17 protein-coding genes and 1 pseudogene are annotated in these 23,349 nt (G+C 70.0%); 13 read left to right on the top strand and 5 right to left on the bottom strand.

Annotation, left to right across the window (positions count from 1 at the left end; translation table 11 throughout):
* Nucleotides 1-20: 20 nt before the first annotated feature.
* From AC0685_RS07250 to AC0685_RS07240, 3 genes and pseudogenes are all read left to right on the top strand, one after another.
* Nucleotides 21-1,169 carry an acyl-CoA dehydrogenase family protein gene (locus AC0685_RS07250; protein ID WP_478224767.1) on the top strand — a complete coding sequence of 383 codons (1,149 nt, stop codon included), beginning with the start codon at nucleotides 21-23 and terminating at the stop codon, nucleotides 1,167-1,169.
* A 17-nt stretch (nucleotides 1,170-1,186) separates the two neighbouring features.
* Nucleotides 1,187-2,305, top strand: a pseudogene (locus AC0685_RS07245) (CaiB/BaiF CoA transferase family protein); the annotation flags it as partial.
* 439 nt (nucleotides 2,306-2,744) lie between these two features.
* Complete coding sequence (locus AC0685_RS07240; RefSeq protein WP_478224766.1) at nucleotides 2,745-3,698, top strand: helix-turn-helix transcriptional regulator; 954 nt, start codon at nucleotides 2,745-2,747, stop codon at nucleotides 3,696-3,698.
* Between the two features lie 138 nt (nucleotides 3,699-3,836).
* Here AC0685_RS07240 and AC0685_RS07235 read toward each other — a convergent pair whose 3' ends face one another.
* Nucleotides 3,837-4,469 carry a TetR/AcrR family transcriptional regulator gene (locus tag AC0685_RS07235; protein WP_478224764.1) on the bottom strand — a complete coding sequence of 211 codons (633 nt, stop codon included), beginning with the start codon at nucleotides 4,467-4,469 and terminating at the stop codon, nucleotides 3,837-3,839.
* A gap of 48 nt (nucleotides 4,470-4,517) precedes the next feature.
* On the opposite strand from AC0685_RS07235, the gene AC0685_RS07230 reads away from it, so the two are divergent.
* From AC0685_RS07230 to AC0685_RS07220, 3 genes are read left to right on the top strand one after another with little or no spacing between them, the layout of a single operon-like run.
* Nucleotides 4,518-5,465, top strand: coding sequence for a patatin-like phospholipase family protein (locus tag AC0685_RS07230; RefSeq protein ID WP_478224763.1), 948 nt, complete (start codon nucleotides 4,518-4,520; stop codon nucleotides 5,463-5,465).
* A gap of 48 nt (nucleotides 5,466-5,513) precedes the next feature.
* The gene (locus AC0685_RS07225; protein ID WP_478224762.1) at nucleotides 5,514-6,218 is read left to right on the top strand and encodes an SDR family NAD(P)-dependent oxidoreductase; all 705 of its coding nucleotides are present in this window, start codon (nucleotides 5,514-5,516) and stop codon (nucleotides 6,216-6,218) included.
* A complete protein-coding gene (locus AC0685_RS07220; RefSeq protein WP_478224761.1) occupies nucleotides 6,215-7,696 on the top strand; it encodes a flavin-containing monooxygenase in 1,482 nt (493 codons plus the stop codon). Before AC0685_RS07225 ends, AC0685_RS07220 begins: the two co-directional genes overlap by 4 nt.
* Here AC0685_RS07220 and AC0685_RS07215 read toward each other — a convergent pair.
* The 3 genes from AC0685_RS07215 to AC0685_RS07205 form a co-directional block, all read right to left on the bottom strand.
* Nucleotides 7,681-8,559: an alpha/beta fold hydrolase gene (locus AC0685_RS07215; RefSeq protein ID WP_478224760.1), complete on the bottom strand. Its 879-nt coding sequence runs from the start codon at nucleotides 8,557-8,559 to the stop codon at nucleotides 7,681-7,683. The genes AC0685_RS07220 and AC0685_RS07215 overlap by 16 nt on opposite strands.
* Before the next feature lie 88 nt (nucleotides 8,560-8,647).
* A complete protein-coding gene (locus AC0685_RS07210; RefSeq protein WP_478224759.1) occupies nucleotides 8,648-9,400 on the bottom strand; it encodes a hypothetical protein in 753 nt (250 codons plus the stop codon).
* A 4-nt stretch (nucleotides 9,401-9,404) separates the two neighbouring features.
* The gene (locus AC0685_RS07205) at nucleotides 9,405-9,995 is read right to left on the bottom strand and encodes a papain-like cysteine protease family protein (RefSeq protein ID WP_034316771.1); all 591 of its coding nucleotides are present in this window, start codon (nucleotides 9,993-9,995) and stop codon (nucleotides 9,405-9,407) included.
* 385 nt (nucleotides 9,996-10,380) lie between these two features.
* Between AC0685_RS07205 and AC0685_RS07200 the strand changes: the two genes are divergently transcribed.
* The 7 genes from AC0685_RS07200 to AC0685_RS07170 all read left to right on the top strand — a co-directional run bounded on the left by AC0685_RS07200 (nucleotide 10,381) and on the right by AC0685_RS07170 (nucleotide 22,393).
* A complete protein-coding gene (locus AC0685_RS07200; protein ID WP_478224758.1) occupies nucleotides 10,381-13,212 on the top strand; it encodes an ATP-binding protein in 2,832 nt (943 codons plus the stop codon).
* A 159-nt stretch (nucleotides 13,213-13,371) separates the two neighbouring features.
* On the top strand, nucleotides 13,372-14,829 hold the full coding sequence (locus AC0685_RS07195; protein ID WP_478224757.1) for a trypsin-like serine protease: 1,458 nt from the start codon (nucleotides 13,372-13,374) through the stop codon (nucleotides 14,827-14,829).
* 27 nt (nucleotides 14,830-14,856) lie between these two features.
* Complete coding sequence (locus tag AC0685_RS07190) at nucleotides 14,857-16,395, top strand: S8 family serine peptidase (protein WP_478224756.1); 1,539 nt, start codon at nucleotides 14,857-14,859, stop codon at nucleotides 16,393-16,395.
* Nucleotides 16,396-16,609: 214 nt separating this feature from the next.
* Complete coding sequence (locus AC0685_RS07185) at nucleotides 16,610-17,308, top strand: TetR/AcrR family transcriptional regulator (RefSeq protein WP_478224755.1); 699 nt, start codon at nucleotides 16,610-16,612, stop codon at nucleotides 17,306-17,308.
* A complete protein-coding gene (locus tag AC0685_RS07180) occupies nucleotides 17,308-19,830 on the top strand; it encodes an ABC transporter ATP-binding protein/permease (RefSeq protein WP_478224754.1) in 2,523 nt (840 codons plus the stop codon). The genes AC0685_RS07185 and AC0685_RS07180 overlap by 1 nt, the downstream gene beginning before the upstream one ends.
* Nucleotides 19,827-21,542 carry an ABC transporter ATP-binding protein gene (locus tag AC0685_RS07175; RefSeq protein WP_478224753.1) on the top strand — a complete coding sequence of 572 codons (1,716 nt, stop codon included), beginning with the start codon at nucleotides 19,827-19,829 and terminating at the stop codon, nucleotides 21,540-21,542. The genes AC0685_RS07180 and AC0685_RS07175 overlap by 4 nt, the downstream gene beginning before the upstream one ends.
* Complete coding sequence (locus tag AC0685_RS07170) at nucleotides 21,539-22,393, top strand: alpha/beta fold hydrolase (protein WP_478224752.1); 855 nt, start codon at nucleotides 21,539-21,541, stop codon at nucleotides 22,391-22,393. Before AC0685_RS07175 ends, AC0685_RS07170 begins: the two co-directional genes overlap by 4 nt.
* Here the strand turns inward: AC0685_RS07170 and AC0685_RS07165 are convergent.
* Nucleotides 22,380-23,306: a hypothetical protein gene (locus tag AC0685_RS07165; protein WP_478224751.1), complete on the bottom strand. Its 927-nt coding sequence runs from the start codon at nucleotides 23,304-23,306 to the stop codon at nucleotides 22,380-22,382. The genes AC0685_RS07170 and AC0685_RS07165 overlap by 14 nt on opposite strands.
* Nucleotides 23,307-23,349: the final 43 nt, after the last annotated feature.

The raw sequence follows: 23,349 nt of genomic DNA, 5'->3' as shown, positions 1-23,349 counted from the left end.
TCATCGCTCATGATAACCACATGACCGAGGAAGAGACCGCCATCGTCGCGCTCGTGGCCGAGTTCGTGGATCGCGAGGTCCGGCCCGTCGCGCGGGAGCTCGACCACACGAACACCTATCCCGAGAAGCTCATCGACCAGATGAAGGCGATGGGCGTCTTCGGGCTGGCCGTGCCCGAGCCCTGGGGCGAGACCCAGGTCTCCGCCCAGTGCTACGCGCTGGTGACGGAGGAGCTCTCGCGCGGCTGGATGAGCCTCGCCGGCGCGATGGGCGGACACACCGTCGTCGCGAAGCTCCTTGCCACGTATGGCACTCAGGAGCAAAAGGACACCTATCTGCCGAAGCTGGCGACGGGTGAGATCCGGGCGACGATGGCGCTCACCGAACCCGGTGGCGGCTCGGATCTGCAGGCACTCCGCACCACGGCGCGGCGCGAGGGCGACGAGTACGTGGTCAACGGCAGCAAGACATGGATCACCAACGCGCGCCGGTCCCAGCTGGTCGCGTTGCTGTGCAAGACCGACCCCGCCGCCGAACCCGCGCACAAGGGGATCTCGATCCTCTTGGTGGAGAAGGGGCCGGGCTTCGAGGTCTCACGGGATCTGCCCAAGCTCGGTTACAAGGGTGTCGAGAGCTGCGAGCTCTCGTTCGACGACTTCCGCGCGCCGGTCACGGCACTGCTCGGCGGGGTGGAGGGACGCGGATTCGGCCAGATGATGCGGGGCCTGGAGATCGGCCGGATCCAGGTCGCCTGCCGGGCACTCGGCGTCGGCCGGGCGGCGCTGGAGGATTCCCTGCGCTACGCCCAGGAACGCGAGAGCTTCGGCAAACCGATCTGGCAGCACCAGTCGATCGGCAACCATCTCGCGGACATGGCGACCAAACTCGAGGCCGCCCGCCAGCTGACGCACCACGCGGCGCGACGCTACGACTCGGGTGAACGCTCGGACATGGAGGCGGGGATGGCGAAGCTGTTCGCCTCCGAGGCCGCGATGGAGATCGCGCTCGACGCGGTCCGCATCCACGGTGGCTACGGCTACTCGACGGAGTTCGACGTCGAGCGGTACTTCCGTGACGCGCCACTGATGATCGTCGGCGAGGGCACCAACGAGATCCAGCGCGGCGTGATCGCACGTCAGCTGATCGAACGGCACCGCATCCCGTCCTGAACACCGAGGAAGGCAGTGTGCGCCAACCACTCGAGGGAATCACCGTCGTCGCGCTGGAGCAGGCCGTCGCCGCTCCGTTCGCCTCCAGTCAGCTCGCCGGCCTCGGCGCGCGCGTCATCAAGATGGAACGCCGCGGCGTCGGCGACTTCGCCCGCGACTACGACCACACCGTGCACGGACAGTCGAGCTACTTCGTCTGGCTCAACCGGGGCAAGGAAAGCATCGAACTCGACATCAAGGAGCCGGCGGACCGGGCGCTGCTCGGCGCGATGATCGGCAGGTCGGACGTGTTCCTGCAGAACCTCGCGCCCGGCGTGGTGGAACGGCTCGGCCTCGACGCCGGGACGCTGCGCGCGGAACGTCCGGAACTGATCCACTGTTCGATCTCCGGCCACGGCCCGGAAGGTCCATATCGGACGAAGAAGGCCTACGATCTGCTGGTGCAGTGTGAAACCGGGCTCGTGATGTCCACCGGCACCCCGGAGACACCGGCCAAGGCGGGGATCTCGATCGCCGACATCGCCACCGGGATGTACGCCTACAGCGGCGTCCTCACCGCGCTGTACGACCGCGAGCGCACCGGCGGGGGAGCGAGCCTGCACGTCGCGATGATCGACTCGCTCGGTGAATGGATGAGCCAGCCCGCCTATTTCTCCCGTTACGGCCAGGAACCACCGCGGCGCACGGCGGCGGCGCATCCGTCGATCTCGCCGTATGGCCCGTATCGCACCGGTGACGACAGGGTCTTCCTGAGTGTCCAAAGTGAACGGGAGTGGATCGTGCTGTGCCGGGACGTTCTGGGACGGGAGGCACTCGTCGAAGATCCGCGCTTCCGGACCAACGACGACCGCGTCGGCAACGACGGCGAGCTCACCACGATCCTGGAGGAGACCTTCACCGGCCTGACCGCGGACGAGGTCGGGGACCTCCTGGAACGCGCCGGGATCGCCAACGCCCGGCTGCGGTCGCCGGAGCAGTTCACCCGCCATCCACAGCCGGCCGCGAGGAATCGGTGGCGCGCGGTGGAAACCCCCGCCGGAACGCTGGAGGCGCTGCTCCCGCCGGTCGAGGTCGCGGGACGGGAACCGGTCATGGGGCCGGTGCCCGTCGACCACCGGTCGCACGAGGCGTTGCGGTACGCGCGGTCGGCGCTCGTCGTCGCAGCCGCGGCCGCGGAGGGCGGCTCCGATCGACGGTGTCACCACGGCACTCGACGACGAGGCCGCGCTCGCCGCGGATATCGGCCACGCCAGAACCCTCGGGTACACCGGGAAGCTCTGCGTGCATCCGCGCCAGGTCGCCGCCGCGAATCGTGGGCTGGCCCCGTCGGACAGCGAGATCGAGTGGGCGCGGGACGTGCTCGCGCACGCCGGAGACAGCTCGGTGGCCGTGGCGGGCGGCCAGATGGTCGACAAGCCGGTCGAAGCACGGGCCAGGGCCATCCTCGATCGCGCGGATGGTCCGTTCCGACCAGCCGGATGACGCCGATGTGCACCTGGTAGTGCCCGCCGGGTGGCGGTAACGTTCCGGCGGCTGACTTTTCGTTATAAGCGAACGGAAAGAAGACGTGATCCCATGTACGAACCGGTACTGACGGAGTTCGCGACCACCGATCCGGAGCAGGCGTGTGCCCTGATCGCCGAGGCCTACCGTGACAACCGGTTGCGGGTCCGGGGCAGCGTCGAAAACTACCGATTCGAGCACAACCGGTGTGATGTGGGGGACGTGCAGATCGACCTCCTGCACAACACGCTGACCACCGAGATCGTCATCCAGCCGCTGGGCAAAGTGGTGCTCCTGCGTGTGCTGGGCGGTGAAGTGCAGGTAGAGGACAGTTTCGGCGACCGAAGGCTGGCCGCCGGCGACGTATTCGTCGCCTCGCACCCCGGCAGCGGTTACCGGACGGGAATGCACGGCTCGCGGTTGCAGATAACCAGTATCGACCTGTCGCTGTTCACCGGGATCGATCCAGCGCAGGACGGCGCGGCGATCGAGCGGTTGCGCTACGAGCCGGTGAGCCTGGAGAAGGCGCAGCGATGGCGCCGGACTGTCGAGTACATGACCGGGCTGTTCTCCGAACCGGACGTGGAGAACGGCCCGCTGGTGCTCGGCGCGGCGGGCAGGCTGATGGCCGCCATGGCACTGGACACCTTCACCGCGGGCACGGGCGACGGTCGTCCTTGTGACCGCCGGGACGCCGTCCCGGACACCGTACGCCGCGGGATCGCCTTCCTGGAGGCGAATCCGGACCTCGACCTCGGCGTCGCCGACATCGCGCGCGCCTGCCGGGTCTCGGTGCGTGCCCTGCAATTGGCGTTCCGGCGACATCTGGACACCACCCCCATGGCCTATCTGCGCCGGGTCCGGCTGGACCGGGCCAGAGCCGAACTCCGCGACGCCGAGCCCGGCGGGGGCACGACGGTGACCGGTGTCGCGGCGAAATGGGGTTTCCTGGGCGGCAGCCGGTTCAGCGCGCAGTACCGTGCGGCCTTCGGCGAGTCGCCCAGTGACACTTTGCGTAAGCGGTGAAGTTCGTTTCCGTCGGTGCGGTTCTGCGTTTTCGCCGGTAGACCGCGACCGCCGGGGCCGGTTCAATGGAGTCCGGCCCACCGGCAGTGCCCAGCCCCCGCCTACTGGTGCGCCAAACCGGGCCGGCCGGCCGGTTTCCTAGCGAGGTGCGGCGATCCCGTCGTACATGACCCGGCGGACCGCCCGGCTCATCGCGGCCTGCCGCTCCGGTGACGGGTCCCGCAGCTCGGACAGGATCGACGCGAGGATCATGCCGTTGATCGCGCGGGCGGTGGAGTCGACGTCCAGGTCCTCGTGCAGATAGCCGAGGCGGACGCCGTGATGCAGGTAGCCGGCGGTCAGCTCGGCGGCGGTCTCGTAGAAGTCCAGCACCCGTTCCCGCATCTCGGCGTCGATACCCGCCGCTTCGAGCAGGAGGAAGCGCGCCATCCGCGGGTCGCCGCCGAAGATCCGGGCGAGCGCGTCGCCGATCCGCGCGCTCTGCCTGCGGTACTCGGCGAGACTGTTGACCGCGTCCGGCGCGTTGTCCGCGGCCAGCGCGCCGACCACCTTCTCGACCAGGTCCGTGATGACGTGGTCGACGATGTCCCGTTTGTTCTGGAAGTACCGGTAGAAGGTGCCGTGCCCGATGCCCAGCCGGGCGGCGATGTCGGCGATCCCCGTCGCGTGGTAGCCCCGTTCGGCGAAGCAGTCGAACGCGGTCTCCACGATCTCGCGCCGTAGTTCCTGCTTCTTCCGTGCGGCCCTGCTGACCGGGGTCTCCGTCGTCATCCCGCCAGCTTATTGCCCGGCGCGTTCAAATGACATACCGTTCCGGAAATGACACGTCATTCCGCTAGAGCACTGGTGCTCGGTTGCGGCGGGACCCTCGGGTTCGCCTGGACGGCCGCGGTCCTCGACGCGCTGCACGCCAAGGCGGGCTGGGACCCGCGGGAGGCGGACGTCCTGGTCGGGACGTCGGCCGGGGCCGAGGCGGTAGCCATGCTCGGGGCGGGCATCCCGGCGAAGGCGATCCTCGACGCGGTGGCCGGCGCGCCCGGTGGAGACGCCGTCGTCGCCGCGCACGTCCGGCGGGTGCCGGACAGGCTTCCCCCGGTGCCGTCTCCTCGCTGGCCCGCGACCGGCCTGGTCCGGGCCGCGTTGCGGCGGGACGTCGACACGCTCGCCGGTCTCGCGGGTCTTCTGCCTCGGGGAAGGGGCGACGCGGGCTGGCTTCGCGAACTCGGGGACACTCTGGCGCCCGGCGGCTGGGTCCCGCATCCCGCGACCTGGCTGATGGCCGCGGACCTGACCGGGAAGCGAATCGCGCTCGGCTCCCCGGACGCACCGTCCGCTCGCCTCGGCGAGGCGATCGCCGCGTCGTGGGCGATCCCCGGCTGGTTCCCCCCGTCCGTTGTGGACGGACGGCCGCTGGTCGACGGGGGCACGGTCTCCCCGACCTCGGCCGATCTCCTGCTCGGCCACGACGTCGGCGATGTCGTGCTCATCGCGCCGATGAGCAGCGAGGGCGGAGCGCCGGCACGCGGTGCGGCCCGGCTGGAACGGCTGCTGCGGACGGCGATGACCAGGAGGGTCGACGACGAGGCGCGGCGGTTGCGCGCGGCCGGCGTCCGGGTGGTCCGGATCGAGCCGGGGCCTGCCGATCTCGCCGCCATGGGCGCGAACTTCATGAACGGACGGCGGCGGAAGCACGTGCTCACCACGGCATTGAGGACGGCGCCCGGCCTGGTCGCCGAAGCCTTCGAACGAGAAGGAGTACGCGCATGACCAAGTACCCGGACCTCGATCTTGACGGGGCGCATGTGGCGATCACCGGTGCGGGGCAGGGCATCGGCCGCGCGACCGCGGAACGCATGGCCGCGCTCGGCGCGCGTCTCCATCGGCGACCTCGACCTCGAAGCCGCGAAACGGACCGCCGCCGACATCGGCGGCACTACCCATCACCTGGACGTCACCGATCCGGCGTCGTTCGCCGCGTTCCTCGGCGAGGCCGAACAGGCGAACGGACCGCTCGCGGTGCTCGTCAACAACGCCGGGATCATGCCGAACGGTGGCTTCCTCGACCTCTCCGACGCACTGAACCGGGCGACCATGGAGGTCAACGTCTTCGGCGTCGTCCACGGTATGCGGCTGGCCCTGCCCGGCATGCTGGAACGCGGCCGCGGCCACATCGTCAACGTCGCGTCGCTGGCCGGGAAGTTCCCCGTCAAAGGCGCCGTGCTGCCGTCGGCGGTCGACACCGCACTCGCCTCCGGGCTCGACATGCGGCCGATCCCCAAGGTGAAACCGGGCCGGATCGCCGACGCCGTCGTGGCTTCCGTCCGCACGCGCGCGGCGGAGATCGCCGTGCCCGGCTACGTCGGCGCGCTCGCGACCCTCGCGGCCGTGACACCCGAACCGGCGCTCAACGCGTTCCGCCGGCTGATGCGGGACGACCGGGCGCTGCGCCCCGATTCACCGGAGCGGGACGGCTACCGCGCCCGCCTGGACCAGGACACCCACCGGGAGGAAAACGCATGAACGCGCAGTACGACGCCGTCGTCGTCGGGGCCGGTTTCGGCGGGATGGGCGCGGCGATCCAGCTCAACCGGCTCGGCTACGACAACCTGCTCATCCTCGAACGCGAGTCCGACCTCGGCGGCACCTGGCACGTGAACCGCTATCCCGGGCTGGCCGTCGACATCCCGTCGGCCACCTACTCGTATTCGTTCGAGCCGAATCCGCACTGGTCGCGTCTCTTCGCGCCGGGCGCGGAACTCAAGCGGTACGCCGAGCACGTCGCGGACAAATACCGGCTGAGGCGCTATATGCGTTTCGGTTCGGTGGTCACCGGCGCGGTCTGGGACGAGGCGAACGCGCACTGGACGGTCTCGCTCGCCGAGGGCGGGCCGGTCACCGCCAAGTATCTCCTCACCGCGACGGGTTTCCTTTCCCAGCCGAAGAAACCCGACATCGCCGGGATCGACACGTTCGGCGGCAAGATCATCCACACCACCGCCTGGGACGACGAGTACGACCTCGCGGGCAAGCGGGTCGCGGTGATCGGCACCGGCGCGACCGCGGTCCAAATGATCCCCGAGATCGCGAAGATCGCGCGCGAGCTCACCGTGTACCAGCGGACGCCGATCTGGGTGAGCCCCAAGCTGGACTTCCCGGTGCCCAAGGCGGTCCGGTGCGCGTTCGCCGCGGTCCCGTTCACCCAGCGGGCCGCCCGGCTGACCGGGACCGCGCTGCTGGAGTTGATGATGGTGTCCGGTGTCCTGCACTACAGGCAACTGCCGATGGCGAACCGGCTCGGCAAGCTGTGGTGCCAGGCGCATCTGCGCCGTCAGGTGCGGGATCCGCGGCTGCGCGCGGAACTGACGCCGCGCTATTCGTTCGGCTGCAAGCGCCCGACGTTCTCCAACGAGTACTACCCGGCCTTCACCAAGGACCACGTGCACCTGGAGACGACGTCGATCGCGAAGATCGACGAAACCGGGATCGAGACCGCCGACGGAGGGCGGCGGGAGATCGACGTCCTGGTGCTGGCGACCGGATTCGATCTGTGGGAGGCGAACTTCCCGGCGATCGAGATCATCGGGCGCGACGGCCGGAACCTCGGGAAATGGTGGCGGGAGAACCGTTTCCAGGCCTACGAGGGGGTGGCGATCCCCAAGTTCCCCAACTTCATCTCGCTCAACAGCCCGTATTCCTACTCGGGACTGTCCTATTTCACCACCATCGAGACACAGATGCGGCATATGGACCGGCTCTTCGGCGCCATGCGGCGGCGCGGCGCGACCGAGTTCGAGGTCACGCGGGAGGCCAACGACGCGTTCCTCGACCGGATGACCGAACGCCTCGGCGACTCGATCTTCACCCTCGGCGACTGCGCCCCGGCGAACAGCTACTACTTCAACCCGCACGGGGAGGCGACCCTGCTCCGCCCGTCCTCCACGTTGAACGCCATCAAGGAGGCCGGGAGCTTCCCGCTTGAGGACTACACCTTCGCCTGACCGTCCCTGCCGAGCAGCGTGCGCAGGACCTCGGCGGCGTGCGTCCACAGGACCGCGCCGCCGATGCCGGGGACGATCCGGAGGGTGGCATCGGGAAGGCGACCGGCGAGGGTGACCCCGTTGTCGGGAGAGTGGCTTCGGTCCTGTCCGCCGTACCAGAGATCGACGTGACCGGTGATCGAAGACAACGCGAACGGCCAGCGGCCCATGGCGAGGACGGTGTCGCGGGCGTACCCCGCCGGGCCCTGGCCGAACGCCTCGGCCATCGCCCGACGGTAGGCGGACTCGAACGACGGAGCGGTGTAGACCGCCAGATCGGCGTCCGGGGCGGAGCGCGTCACCAGGTTCCACATGGCGTCGGCGTCGAAACCGGTGAAGACGGCTTCCGCGCGGGCGGCATCGGAAGCGACCAGAGCGACCAGTCCCGCCAGCTCTTCGGGCAGCTTCCCGGTGAACTCCGGCCCGCTGATCTCGTCCGCGCCGGACACGATGGCGAGCGGACCGGCCGCTCCCGCCGCGGCGCAGGCGAAGGCGAACGGGGCACCCTGTGAGTTGGCGATCATCGGCGGGATCCCGAAACCCCGTTCGCCCGCGAGACAGGCGATGTCCGCGGCGAAATCGGCGAACGTGCGATCCGCCAGCGGGCTGGAAGAGCCGAGCCCCGGCCGGTCGACCGTGACCAGCCGGACGTTCAGCGACTCCACCACTCCGGCGGGCAGCCCCAGCCGACGGCTCGTCGCCGCGCCGGGGATCAGCAGCACGACTTCGCCGTCTAGGGGGCCCCACTCGGCCCAGCCGAGAACGCGTCCGTCGGGTAGTCCGGTTTCTCCCAGCCTGGCCGGGTCATCGATCCTGAAGTCCACGCCGCCATGATCACAGCAGGTCCACCGGTCACGCATCCGAAAAACGCGGAGGTGCCGGGACCCCGCGCGGTCCCGGCACCCTTGGCGCTTACTGCCTGCGGAGCCGCAGAGTGACGGCCGCGCCCGCGGCGGCGAGGAAGACAGCGCCGAGCGCGTACGGCCACCACGGCACCTCGGTGCCGCCCACGGGGGCGGCACCGTAACCGCCGGCGGCACCGGTGCGGTCGTAGGTCGAGCCGGGCAGCTTGTCGCCGTAGCGGCTCTGCAGGGCCTCGCGGTAGGCGGCGAGCGTCATCGTCTCGCCGGTCTTCGCCACCGACGAGCCGTCGAGGACGGTCACGGTGTCCCCGTCGACGGCGTACCAGGCGCCCGCCTGAGGTTCGCTCAGGAGGTAGCCCTTGCCGGCCCGCGCCGCGAGGCGCTTTTCGACGTCACCCGAGGCGACGTTGTAGACCGACCACCCCGAGCCTTCGCGCTGCGACCACACGGTCGCGGCGTCGCCGTTGCCCAGCGTGGCGGGTGTGGCGACGTAGGCGAGTTCGGCCGGGACGGAGGAAGTACCGGCGATGAAGGCGGCGGTCGGCTGGTAGACCGCGACCGGTGTCCGCGGATCCGCCTTGGCGGTCCTGGCGGCGACGGCCGTGTCCGCCTTGGCGGCGCCGGGGAACTGCGCGTTGGCGAGCCGTTGGGTGGTCGCGTCACTGGTGACCACTGTGGACACCGCGGCGAGGTCGGCGGCGGTGGGCGCGCCGCTGGGGGCGTCGGCGGCGGAGGCGTGGCCGCCGAGCGCCAGTGACAGTCCGAGGGCGAGGATCGTGGCGCCGAGGAAGGTTCGCTTCATGGTTTCAGTCCTTGATCCCGTAGACGGTGTGGGTCCAGGTGAACGAGTTGTTGGACCGGTAGGCGTTGTAGCTCATCTGGTTGTAGCGGGGGCTCGAGCCCCACGGGTCGCCGTAGTACACCGTCGTCGCGCCGTTGGTGTTGTCGTAGCCGTAGAGCACGTGCATATGCCCGCCGCCGTTGCGCCAGCCGATCCGGGTGCCGATCGGCTGCCGCGCGTCGACCTGGCTCTTGATGGAGGCGAAGCTCAGCGTCTGGCCGGACGAACTGTAGGTGCCGACGTTGCTGAACCCCAGCCAGCGGAACACCCGCTGCTGATCACTCAGGTAGCCCTGGTTGTTCGCGCAGTCCGTTCCGGACTCGTTGTGCGCGATCTGGCAGAACTTCGTCTGGGTGAGGGAATGCCCCCACCACGCGGCGATCGTGTTGCCACTGGCGTCCCAGCACCAGTTGCTCTTCTCCTGTGCCTGCATCCTGATCGGGATCGTGGTGGCCGCCGTGACGGCGGGCGCCGCGGAGGCGGGCGCCTGCAAGGCGACCAACGCGGCGACACCGGCGAAGGCGGTGGCCAGCCCGCGCCTGAATGAGGTCTTCACCGTCGGAACACTCCTAACTGGATGGTCGAACGCGAAGCAAGCGCGGGTGGCTACCCGTAAGGGACAGGTGGGGACTTCGGCTACCCGGCTGGGTGACCGTCCGGCGCGAGCAGGGGGTGTGCGCTGTGGCGAGGTGACAGAGGGGCACTGCGAATAGTCTGAGATTCACCCTCTGGTGGCCCCGTGGCAAGGTTCGCGGCAATACCTAAGGGTCCGTATTGCCGATGCGGATGCCGGTGCTACCGCAGGTCGGCGTCGCCCGTTCGAGTTAATGGTGCGGAGACGTCGTGACTCCCGTGGTGTGGACCAGCGGAAAGCGTGCGGACCCCGGTCACTGTTCGTGTTCCCGCCTTTCGGCGGGTGTCCGATCGGTAGGGTCCCGAGCATGCCGACGATCGGTGCGGCACCGGTGTTCGTGGCCCGCGACACCGAACTGGCCGAACTGGTGCGCGTCGCCTCGCGCCCGCCGTCGGTCGCCGTCATCGAGGGCGGACCGGGTGTGGGCCGCAGCCGTCTGCTCGAAGAACTGGTCGCCCATCCCGGGATCGCGTCGCGTGTGGTCTGGTCCGCTCGGTGCGGCTCCTTCGCGCGTCCGGGCCGGCTGGCGCCGTTGGTCGACGCGCTGCTCGCGAAGAGCGACGTCGCCGCCGCCCACGCGGCCGGTTTCTCGCCGGTGACGGGTGTCCTGCGACGGCTGATCCCCGAATGGTCCCCGTGGTTGCCGCCGTTCCCGGAGAACGCGGACGCCGAGACCGTCCGGCAGCAGGAGTTCCGCGCCGTGCGCGAAGTACTGACCGGCTGCGGTCCCGCGGTACTGGTACTCGACGACGTCCACTCCGCCGACGACGACACGTGGGAGTTCCTGCGCGGACTCGCGGCCTCCCCGGTGCCGCCGCTGAGTGTGGTGGTGAGCGTGGCTGCGTGCGGCCCGCGGCGATTGCCGCCGCTGGGTGAGACCACCGCGCATTTCTCGCTCGCCGCGTTCACCGTGGTCCAGGCGCGGACGCTGCTGGACGCGTCCTTCGGCCGCTGCGCACCGGATTTCGCCGAAGCCGCGCACCGGCGCACGTCCGGGATCGCCGTCGACCTGACGGCTTTGGTCCAGAGCGTCGGCGACACCGCCGAGTCGCTTACGGCGGACAGACTGGCGTCGGCGACCGTGCCGCCGCTCGTGCGGAGCCGGGTCTCCGGCCTGATGGCGGCGATCGGTCCTGCGGCGCAAGACGTCGTCCGCGCGGCCGCGGTGCTGGGATCGCCCGCCGGGGAACCGGATCTGGGTGCGGTCGCGGCACCGTCGACCGGGGAGATCTCCGGCGCGATCACCGAAGCGGTCGAGGCGGGACTGCTGCGTGACCTCGGTTGCGGCCGCTACGTCTCGGGGAGCCCGCTGATCGCCGAAGCGGTCTACGCGTTGCTTCCCGGACCTCAGCGGTGCGCGATGCACGGACGCGCCGCCGCCCGGCTCGCCGCGAGCGTCGAACCCCGCGCGTCCCTCATCGCCCGTCATGCGCGGTTGGCAGGTGACATCGCCGCGTGGACACAGTGGACCGGTGTGGCGGTCGACGACGCCATCGAAGACGGCCGGACGGAGGAAGCGAGCCGTCTGCTCGAAACGGCCTTGCGGGACACGGAACTCCCTCGGACCGCGCGCGAATCGTTCGCCGTCCGGCTCGGCAGGGAACTGCCGCGCGGTATCGCGCACGCCGGTACGGTCCGGCTCCTGCGGGAGATCCTGCGCGAATGGCCGCTGAGCAAGGCCGCGCGGGGCGAGATCCGGGTCCATCTCGGACAGGTGCTGATCAATCAGGTGGGCAAGGTCGAAGCGGGCAGGCTCGAGATCGAACTCGGCGCGGCCGACCTCGGCAGGCGGCAGGCGCTGCTCGCCAGGGGATTGGTCACCCTGGCGCTCCCGCATATCGGCACCGTCCCGGTGGAGGAGAACTTCCGCTGGCTCGACGAGGCCGTACAGGTGAGCAAGGGGGAACGCGACGCCGGGCTGCTCGCCGCGATCACGGCGAACCGGCTTTCGGCGCGGATGCAGATCGCCGATCCGGAGGCCTGGGACGAGATCGCCGACCTGCCACGGGCCCCGGAGTCGGCCGAGGTCTGCCGTCAGGTGGCCCGCACCTACATCAACCTGGCCGACGCGGTGGCGTGGAACGGGCATTACCCGGTGGCGCGGGCCTACCTCACGACGGCGCGTCGACTGATCCGTGACGACCACCAGCCGTATCTCGACGCGCTGGCCGACGGCACGGAACTACGGCTGGACCTCGCGATGGGGGAGTGGGCGAGCGTCGCGGAGAAGGCGCGGGCGATGCTGACGCGGGTCGACAAGGACGGTTCACTGGCGGCCGAGCCGCTGCTGGTGCTCGGCTGGTACGAGTACGGGCAGCACCGGCCGACGGCGGCACTGCGCAGTTTCGACGCGGCGTTCGCGCTTTCCGCGGGCAGCGTCCCGGTGCAGGCTTCGGCGTACGCGGGTCGCGTGGCGGTCCATCAGGCGGGCAAGGACCTCCAGGCGGCAAGGCGCCTCGCCGAATTCGGCCTGGAAACCGTGCGGCGCAAGAACAATTGGGTCTGGGCGGCCGAACTGATGCCGTTCGCCGTGCGCACCATGCTCGGGCTGGGGCAGCACGTCGAGGCGAGGGAGCTCCTCGCGGAGTACCGGCAGGGTATCGACGGCAAGGACGCACCGGTCGCGAACGCGTCGGCGCTGCTGTGCCGGGGCATGCTCACCCAGGCGCGTGGCGAGACGCTCGCCGCCGGTGATCTGCTGCTCGGTGCGGCGCAGGCCTACAGTGCGCTGCCTCTCCCGTATTTCGCCGCCTACGCCGACGAACTCGCGGCCGGATGTTTCTCCGAAGCCGGGGAGCGGGCGCGTGCCGTCGCGTCCTTCACCACCGCGGAGACGACGTACGCGAGCCTCGGTGCCGCCGTGGACGCGCTCCGCTGTCGTCGTTCGCTGCGGCGGTGCGATCCGGAGATGCCGCGGCGCGGCCGCAAGGGCTACGGCGAAGCGTTGTCGCCGAGGGAACTCGAAGTCGCCCGGCTCGCCGCCCAGAACCTCACGAACCGGGAGATCGGCGAGCGGTTGTTCCTGTCGCCGAGGACGGTCGAGATCCACGTCGGACGGGCGCTCCGGAAATTGGGCCTGCCTTCGCGCACCGTCCTGACCGAGGACCTGCTCGGCGACGGTTCTCCAACCATTCCTTAAGGGTCCGTATTCCGCGATTCGCTGGGTACGTCGGGAGAAACCGCAGGTGAGAGGCGGTTTCTTTAAATAGTGGGCCATCCGCCGCGCTCCACTGTTGTTCCGTTTCCGCCGCCGATCGACAGTTGTCGGGCAGTCGCGATTTCCCGGAAAGGAATCACCGTGAGCGGAAAACGGATCTTCGGCGTGGTCGCCCTGACCATGGCCGCCCTGGCGCCGGCGGCGGGCTTCGCCGGTGCGGCACCGGCCGATCCCCTGAGCGCCATCAGTCCCACCGATGCCGCGCCCCTGCCGGCGGGTGGCGTCCAGGGCCAGAGCATCGGCGGCACACCGGCGTCGGTGAAGGACTACCCGTACGTCATCGCCGCGCTGCGGGAAGGTGGCTCGCGACCGAAGGGGCAGAGCTGCTCCGGCGCCGTCATCGCGCCGCGGAAGGTCCTGGTCGCGGCCCACTGCAAGGAGCTGGCGGGTGAGAAGAGCGTCCTTTATGGACTCGACGACCTGAAGAGCGCGGGCGGCACCCAGCTGAAGGCCGTCGACTACAAGATCCACCCCAGGTTCACCCAGCCCTGGAACGGTTACGACGTCGCGGTGATCACCGTCGACGGCGACATCCCGGTCCCGCCCGGCGGCTACGCGAAGGTCGCCACGTCCGCAGACACCGGCCTGGAGGCGCCGGGCAAGGACGGGTTCAGCCTCGGGTACGGAAAGAAGGACATCAACGACTCCACGCAGGACGTCACGCTGCACAAGCTGACGTTGCCGATCGTGAACGCGAGCCAGTGCACCGGCGTGGAGAACGGCGTCGACCCGAAGACGATGATCTGCGCCGGTTACCCCGACGGCCGCAAGACCGTCCTGCCGGGCGACTCCGGCGGCCCGTTCGTCGTGAACGGGAAGGTTGTCGGGGTCACCTCGTGGAGCCGCAGCGACTTCCGCTGGTACAGCGTCTACAGCAGGCTCAACAACGAGATGGGGGACTGGGTCGCCGAGCAGATCGGCGGCGAACAGCCGGGTGACGCCTTCACTCTCGCGGCTTCGCCCTCGTCGGTGAAGGTCCTGCCGGGGAAGTACGTGTCGGCGAGTGTCACGAGCGAACCGGGCAAGAACGGCGCCGAGAGCGTCACCCTGTCGGCGTCGGGACTGCCCGAAGGTGCCAAGGCCACGTTCCAGCCCGCCACGATCAAGGCGGGTGAGGTGGCGAAGCTGACCATCGAGACCGCCGCCGGCACTCCGGAAAAGACTTATCAGGTCACGGTTTCCGGAAAGGGCACCACCGAGACGGCCACCGCGGGACTCTCGCTCACCGTCGGCGCGGGTGAACCTCCGGTCGGCGACCTGAAGGTGACCGTGAACCCGTCTTCGGGATCCGGCCGCGCGGGCTCGCTGGTGAGCGCGACGGTCACCGCGGCCGGGGGCACCGGCTCGATCACCTTGTCCGCCAGTGGATCCGGACTGCCGACCAACCCGTTCTTCTCGCCGCAGAGCGTGTCGAGCGGTGGCAGTTCGACCATGCAGGTCTTCGCGCCGTTCCAGCCGGGCACGTACCCGGTCACGGTGACCGCCAAGGACGGCAGTGGCAAGACCGCGACCACCACCTACACCCTCACCGTCCAGTGATCTTCACCGAAAAAGAGGGGAATTCCCATGCGTGACAAGACGAAAACCCTGCTGGCGCTCGGCCTGCTGAGCCCGTTGCTCGCCCTCGGCGCCGGAACGGCCGTCGCCGCCGAGGCCGAAGGTGTGGTGATCCCCGCCAAGGTGCACTACGGCGACCAGTACATCGTCGTCCTCCATGACGTCGCCGCGGCGGGACAGTCGGCTTCGGCCGATCTGGCCAAACGGTACGGCGGTGAGGTCCGTTCGGTCTGGACGTCGGCCATCCGCGGGTTCTCGGCCAAGAGCATGACCCCCGCGGAAGCGCGGAAGCTGGCCGCGGACCCGTCGGTCAAGGCGGTGTACGAAGACGGCACCGCGCGCGGCACCGGCACCCAGCAGAACCCGACCTGGGGCCTGGACCGGGTCGACCAGAAGAACCTCCCGCTCGACAAGGCCTACACGTATCCCAACGAGGGCGCGGGCGTCACGGCGTACGACCTCGACAGCGGCATCAACCCGTCGAATCCGGAGTACGAAGGGCGCGCCGGCCTCGGCAAGGATTTCATGGGTGGCGACGGCACGGACTGCAACGGACACGGCAGTCACACCGCGGGCACGATCGGCAGCAAGACCTACGGGGTCGCGAAGAAGGTCAAGATTGTCGGGTTGAAAGTATTGGGCTGCAACAACTCCGGTCCGGACTCGGGCATCATCGACGCCGTCGACTGGGTGACGGCGAACGCCAAGAAGCCCGCCGTGGCGAACATGAGCCTGACCATGGACGCCCCCGGGGTCGGGGACGACGCGGTGAAGCGGTCGATCGCGTCGGGTGTCGTCTACGGCGTGGCGGCGGGCAACGCCTCCACCGACGCCTGCAACACCAGCCCGGCCCGGGTGCCCGAGGCGATCACGGTCAACGCCTCGGACTCCTCGGACAACCGGTCTTCGTTCTCGAACTACGGAAGCTGCACCGACATCTTCGCCCCCGGTTCGAACATCACGTCGCTGAGCCCGAGCAGCGGCGGTTCGGCGGTGATGAACGGGACTTCGATGGCGACACCGCACGTCGTCGGCGCGGCCGCGCTCTACCTGTCGGCCAACCCCGGCGCCACTCCGCAACAGGTGCGGGACGCGCTGGTGAACGGCGCGACCGCGGGTGTCATCAAGAACGCGGGCAGCGGCTCGCCGAACAAGCTGCTGAACGTCTCGTCGATCGGCAGCGGTGGCCCCGGGCCGCAGTGCGGGGCCAAGTCGAACACCACGCCGGTGTCCATTCCGGACGCCGGGGCGGCGGTGACCAGTTCCGTGACCCAGGAAGGCTGTGACGGCAAGGCTTCCGCTTCGCTGCCGGTGAAGGTGGACATCTCGCACACCTACACCGCGGACCTCGTGCTCGACCTGATCGGGCCGAGTGGCAAGGCCTACCGGCTCAAGGAGTCGGGCGGAGTCGGTTCGGCCGACGGCGTGCACGAGACCTTCACGGTCGACGCCTCCGGTGAGGCGGCCAACGGCACCTGGAAGCTGAGCGCGCAGGACGTCTACCGGTTCGACACCGGCTCGATCGACGGGTTCGCCATCACGTTCTGAACCTGCTGAGACTCGCCGGCAGGGCGGGAGGGAAAACACCGGTGGGGCCGCTTCGGCGGTCTCGCCGGTGTTCGTTCGTTTGGCGACATGGTCACAGCGCGATCGAAGGCAACCCCTTGGCAGCTTCCGGCCACCAGCCGAACCGTGTCTTGACACCAAACTAAGCCTACCCTTAGTTTTCCCCTATAACTTTCCTTGGCCGCGAAGGGGCGAAATGCCGAAGATCGGTGGCCGTCCGGCGATGATCGCGCGGGACGACATCCTGCGTGCCGGTCGCGAGCTCGGGATGCGCCGGCTCAGTGTCAAGGCGGTCGCGGTCCGGCTGGGGGTGACCGCGACCGCCCTGTACCGGCACGTCGACGGCCGGTGGGGCCTGGAGCGGCTGGTCGGCGAGAGCATCCTGGCCGAGCTGCGGCTCCGGGACGATCCCCGGCACGGCCTCGAACAGCATTTGCTGTCCTTCGCTCTGCAGATGCGGGCCTTCGTGCTGGACCATCCTGGCCTCGTCACCTACCTCCAGTTGCTGTTCCCACGCGGTGACGGCGGTCAGCGCCTGCTGAACACCGAGGTCGACGCCCTCGTCCGCCGGGGTTACGAGCCCGCCGCCGCGATCGTGCTCAGTGGCGCCGTCGCGTCGCTGACCATCGCGATGACCGCGTCCGAGGAGAACAGCATGGCCGCGGAGGAGGCCGACGGCGACGGGCTGGACCGGGAGCGGCAGGCCGTCCGCGACCGGTTGTCCCGCGACGACCGGCTCGCCGGGCCGTCCGCCGCGTTGCCGGAGGTACCGCGGCCCGAGTACGTGCGGCTGCTGCTGACCGCGTCGATTCGCGGGTTTATCGAGTCCTGCCCGCCGGGCAGGCCGGTCGCCGAGATGGTGGCCGATCTGGCGGCCACGGGGGAGGGTCTGTGATGGCGCGCGGGTTCCAGGGCGCGGTGATGCGGGGTTTCGGAGCCAGAGACCACGAAGCGACCGTCGTCGGGACAGAAGAGATCACGCCGCGTTTCGTGCGGATCCGGTTCGTCTCACCGACGTTGTTCGAGGACGTCGTCGTGGAGCCGACGGCCTGGCTCCGGTTCTGGTTCCCGGATCCGGAAGGCGGCACGACGGAGTTCCAACGCGCCTACACCCTCACCAAAGCCGATCCTGAAGCCGGCACTTTCGCCATCGACGTCGTCCTGCACGAGCCCGCCGGACCCGCCTCTCGGTGGCTGCGGGAAGCGCGGCCCGGAGCGAAGGTCCCGGTGATGTCACTGGGTTCCTCGTCCTTCTCGGTTCTCGCGGAACCTCCGGCCGGTTACCTGCTGATCGGCGACTCCGCCTCGATCCCCGCGATCAACGCGATCCTCGAGGTGGTCCCGGCCGAAATCCCGATCGAGCTGTACCTCGAAGAGCACGACGACACCGATCGCCTGATCCCGCTGGGGGAGCACGCGAGGCTGACCGTGCACTGGGTGCCACGTCTCGACGCGACCTCGCTGGCCGCGGCGATCGAGACGCGCGACTGGTCGGACTGGCAGGCATGGATCGCGACGGAAGCCGGTTCGTTCAAGCAGCTGAAGACGCGTTTGCGCGACACGTTCGGCTTTCCCAAATCCGAGGTGCACGGCCGGGCGTACTGGTACTACGGCCGAGCCATGGGCGCGTTCCGCGGGGAGAAGGAGGAACCGGCCGCCGAAGTCGTGAAACCCGTCAAGGAGGCGCCCAAGGGAGCATGGCGGGCACAGGCGGCCGGACGCCTGCTCGCGCCGGTGCGCAGGACGCTGATCTTCGCCGGCCTCTTGCAGGCCGTCGTGACGCTGATCGGTCTCGCGCCGTTCGTGCTGCTGGTCGAACTGGTCCGGCGGCTGCTCGCGGGCGGCGAATCGCTGTGGGCGATGGGCGTCGCGGCGCTGGTGCTGCTGGGCGTGGGAACACTGTTCGAATCCGCGGTCGTGCTCTGGCTGCACGCGGCCGACGCGCGTTTCGCCCGGGATCTGCGGCAGCGGCTCTTGGGCAAGCTCGCGCGGCTGCCGCTGGGCTGGTTCACCGCGCGCGGTTCGGGCACGGTCGCGAAACTCGTGCAGGGCGACACGCTTTCGCTGCACTATCTGGTCACGCACGCCGTTCCCGACGCGGTGGCGGCCGTCGTCGCGCCGGTCGCGGTGCTGGCCTATCTGTTCGCGGTGGACTGGCGGCTCGCGCTCGTCCTGCTCGTCCCGATTCTCGTCTACCTCGTCACCACGTCGATCATGGTCGTCCAATCGGGACCCAAGACCGGCCAGGCGATGCGCTGGGCGGAACGGATGGCGGGCGAGGCGGGCGCGTACCTGGAGGGGCAGCCGGTGATCCGTGTGTTCGGCGGCGCCGCGGCTTCGTCGTTCCGTCGGCGGCTCGACGAGTACATCGGTTTCCTCGGCGACTGGCAGCGTCCGTTCACCGGCAAGAAGACCATGCTGGACTTCGCCACCAGACCCGCGACCTTCCTGCTCCTGATCACCGGCGCCGGGACACTGAGGATCTCGGGTGGCGGCATGGAGCCGGTGACCCTGATCCCGTTCCTGCTGCTGGGCACCACCTTCGGCGCGCGGCTGCTGGGCATCGGGTACGGCCTCGGCGGTGTCCGCGAGGGGATGCTGGCCGCCCGCCGCGTCCAGGTCGTGCTCGACGAGCCGGAACTGTCCACAGTGGAACTCAAGGACCGGGACGGCGTCGAGCCGGGCACGGTGGAACTGGACCGCGTGGGTTTCGCCTACCGCACCGGCGTTCCCGTACTGGAGGACATCTCCCTGATCTTGCGGCCCGGCACGGTGACCGCGCTGGTCGGCCCGTCGGGAGCGGGGAAGTCGACCCTCGCCGCCCTGGTCGCGCGGTTCCACGACGTCACCGAGGGCGCGATCCTGGTCGGCGGCCGGGACGTCCGCGCCTTCACCGCCGACGAACTCTACGGCCGGGTGGGATTCGTCCTGCAGGATCCGCAGCTCGTCAAGGGGACCGTGCGGGAGAACATCGCCCTCGCCGTCCCCGGCGCCACCGAAGACCAGGTCGTCGCCGCGGCCCGCGACGCGCAGATCCACGAGCGGATCTTGCGGCTGCCGCAGGGTTACGACACCGTTCTCGGTGCCGGTTCCCAGCTGTCCGGCGGGGAACGCCAGCGGGTGGCCATCGCCCGCACGATCCTCGCCGACGCCCCCGTCCTCGTCCTCGACGAGGCGACCGCCTTCGCCGATCCCGAGTCGGAGTACCTCGTGCAACAAGCACTCGACCGGCTCACCGCGGGCCGGACCGTCCTCGTCATCGCCCATCGGCTGCACACCGTCACCGGTGCCGACCGGATCGTGGTCCTCGACCGCGGGCGAATCGCCGAAAGCGGGACCCACGAAGAACTTCTCGCTTCGGAAGGGCGGTACGCCCGCTTGTGGCAGGCCGGTGCCGGTGCGGGGGTGACCGCGTGATCCGCACACTGCTGGACCTGATCCCCGGCCCGAAACGCGCGGCGTTCCGGCGTTATGTCGTGCTCGCCGTGCTGTCGGTGCTCCTGCGCGCCGCCGGTGTCGTGCTGCTGGTTCCGTTGGTGGGCGCCTTGTTCGGTGCGGAACCCTCGGACGCGCTGCCCTGGCTGGGTGCGCTCGCGGCCTCCACCGCGGCGGGCTGGGCCGTCGACGCCGTCGTGGGGCGGCTCGGGTTCGAGCTCGGGTTCGGCGTGCTGGACCACGCCCAGCACGACGTCGCCGAGCATCTGACGAACGTCCGGCTGTCCTGGTTGGACAGTGAGCACACACAGACCGCCCGTCAGGCGATCGCCGCCACCGGACCCGATCTCGTCGGCCTGGCCGGCTACCTGCTCACCCCGCTCATCGGCGCGGTCCTCCTGCCGATCGCGATCGCGCTGGCCCTGCTGCCGATCGCCTGGCCGCTCGGCGTCGCCGCGCTGGCCGGGGTCCCGGTACTGCTGGGCGCGCTGTGGGCGACCGGGCGGATCACCCGGCGCGCCGACCGCGCTGCGGCCGACACGAACACCACACTGACGGAGCGGATCGTCGAGTTCGCCCGTACCCAGCAGACATTGCGCGCCGCCCGCCGTGTGGAACCCGCGCGCAGTCACGCCGGTGCCGCGCTCGCCGCGCACCATGGCGCGACCGTCCGGCTGCTGTGTCTGCAGATCCCGGGGCAGGTGCTGTTCGGCGTCGCCGGTCAGCTGGCGCTGGTCCTGCTCGCCGGGACGACCGTTCTCCTTGTCACACAAGGCGGTTTGAGCGTGCCCGAGGCCATCGCGCTGATCGTCGTGATCGCCCGGTATCTGGAACCGTTCACCGCGCTCGGCGATCTCGCGCCCGGTATCGAAACCGCCGCCACCGCACTCGGCCGCATCCGCACCGTGCTCATCGCACCGGTCGCCCCGTCGGGGGAGGCCGCGGCACCGGCCGAGGCTCCGCTGATCCGCTTCGAGAAGGTCGGGTTCCGGTACGCGGCCGGGACCGAGAACGTGCTGGAGGACTTCGACCTCACCCTCGAACCGGGGACGACGACCGCGATCGTCGGGCCGTCCGGCTCGGGCAAGAGCACCGTCCTCGCGCTGCTCGCCGGCCTGTACCAGACCACCAGCGGGCGAGTGCTCGCCGACGGAACCGACCTCGCCGGGTTGTCCGCGGCCGCCCGCCGGGATCTCGTCACCGTCGTCTTCCAGCAGCCGTACCTCTTCGACGGTTCGGTGCGCGACAACGTGCTCGCCGGGGATCCCTCGGCGAGCGACGAGAGGATCGCCGAGGTCGCCGGGCTCGCCAGGGTGGACGAACTGCTGGAGCACACGGCCGTCGGCGAGGCGGGCGGCGCGCTCTCCGGCGGTGAGCGGCAGCGGGTGTCCATCGCCCGCGCGTTGCTCAAACCGGCGCCGGTGCTGCTGGTCGACGAGGCCACGAGCGCGCTGGACACCGAAAACGAGGACGCCGTGGTCCGCTCGCTCAGCGCCGATCCCGTGCCGCGGACGCGAGTGATCGTCACCCACCGGATCGCCGGGATCCGGCACGCGGACCGGGTCCTGTTCCTGGAGGACGGGCGGATCGCCGAGGACGGCACCGTCGAAGAACTCCTTGCCGGACAAGGACGTTTCGCCGAATTCTGGCGGCGCCAGATCGACGCCACCGGCTGGAGGATCACCGCGAGATGACCCATACCCAAGGTGAGCCGGAATGGGTCGTCACCCGCGACGGCAGACGGCTTCACGCGATGGTGCACCCGGGGCCCGAGGGATCCACCGGGCCGACGGTCGTGTTCGAGGCGGGTGCCGCGGCCACCCGATCGTCGTGGGCGGCGGTCCAGCCGGAGGTCGCCCGGTACGCCCGTGCGATCGTCTACGACCGGTCCGGGCTCGGCCGCAGCGCCCCCGACCCCGGCGGTCGCACGCTGCGGCGGATGGCCGACGACCTCAACGACGTCCTCGATCATTTCGGCCAGGGGCCGTACGTCCTCGTCGGGCACAGCGCCGGCGGGCCGATCGTGCGGCAGGCCGCCGCCCGACGTCCGGAGCGGATCGCCGGGCTGGTGCTGGTCGATCCGACCGACGAAGCGGCGGACGTCCTCTTCGGCCGCGCCTTCCGCACCGGTGAACGCGTCATGCTCCGGCTCGGCGCCGTGCTCGCGCGGCTGGGCCTGCTCAAGTTCGTCTTCCGCGGCCTGCTGCGGGGGGTCCCGGAAGACGTCCGCCGCGAGCTCGAACGGGAGGCCTTCACCATTGGGACGGTGCGGACCCAGCGGGAGCAGTCCCGCACCTTCCTCGACGAACTGGCCCTCTGGCGGCAGGATCCGCCGGTGCTCGGCGACATCCCGGTCACCGTGGTGTCCGGCGGACTCGGCGGTGGCGGCTTCTCCGCCGGCATGAGGGCGCGGACGAACGCCTCACACGCTCACCGGGTGAGCCTCTCGCCCGGCGGCAGGCACGTCATCGCGGAGCGGTCCGGCCACTACGTCCCGTTGACCGAGCCCGACGTGCTCGTCCGCGAAATCGTCAGGATGACGTGAGCGCCCGCCTGAGTTCTTCGTAGGTCGGGGCGAGCGCCCGGAGGGTCGCGGCGGCGCGTGCGTCGTCCTCGACGACGAGGTCGTACTGCAACGAGCCGATCAGCCGAGCCTGCGTGGCGAGGACGGCGGCGGCCTTTTCGCGGCCGACCCGGCGCAGGCACGCCGCGGCGTCGGCCGTCCGTCGAGCGCCGAGGCGCACGACGAAATGGATGAGCAGTCCCCGCAGGTCCGGGTCGCCGCCGGAGCCGATCCGGTCGGCGAGCGCGAGTGCCGCGTCGCCGTTGCCGAGCGTGCCGGGCGGGAGCCCGGTGTCGTTCTCCCCGCTGAGCCGCCTGACCGCCCTGGGAAGCGACGCCACGATCGCGGCCTCGTCTTCGACGAAGGTGTGCCGCACGAACTTCGTCCGCATCGTGTGCGGTTTGCCGTAAGCGACCGTTTCGGCGCGCCAGGCAGCGGCGAAATCCGCCCGCGGGATCCGCGCGTACGGGTAGCCCTGCGGGTCGTGGGCGGTGACGGACTCGTCGTCCGCGGCGAGCGCGACCAGGAAATGGTCGGCGCCGATCGGGCCGGTCATCCCCGGCTGGTGGCGCAGGTGCCCCATTTCGACCGGACCGAGCAGGACCGGGCCGTCGGCGAGGCTCTCGACGAGCCGGGCGAAGGCGGCATCCGGATCCGGCTCGCTCGCCGTTTCCGCGCGCCAGCCGAGGACGTCGAGGGCCTCGCCGATACCGAGATCGGGATCCCAGCCGAAGGCGTCGAAGAACGGCAACGAACCGCCGATCAGCTGCATGCCGAAGGGGCTGCCGGTCACGGTTTCGAGCACGTCGGCGCCCGGAGCCTCGGAGCCGAGCATCATCGCGAGGGAATGGGCGTAGCAATAAGGGCCGGAGCCGCGATAAGGGATATCGATCACATGTTCGACAATGGCAGGTTTCGCGCGAAAACGCCACTCCTTG

The organism is Amycolatopsis sp. NPDC043889, from assembly GCF_056435645.1.
Note: the sequence above shows the minus strand (reverse complement) of the source record. Positions and strands in the feature narration are given on the sequence as shown.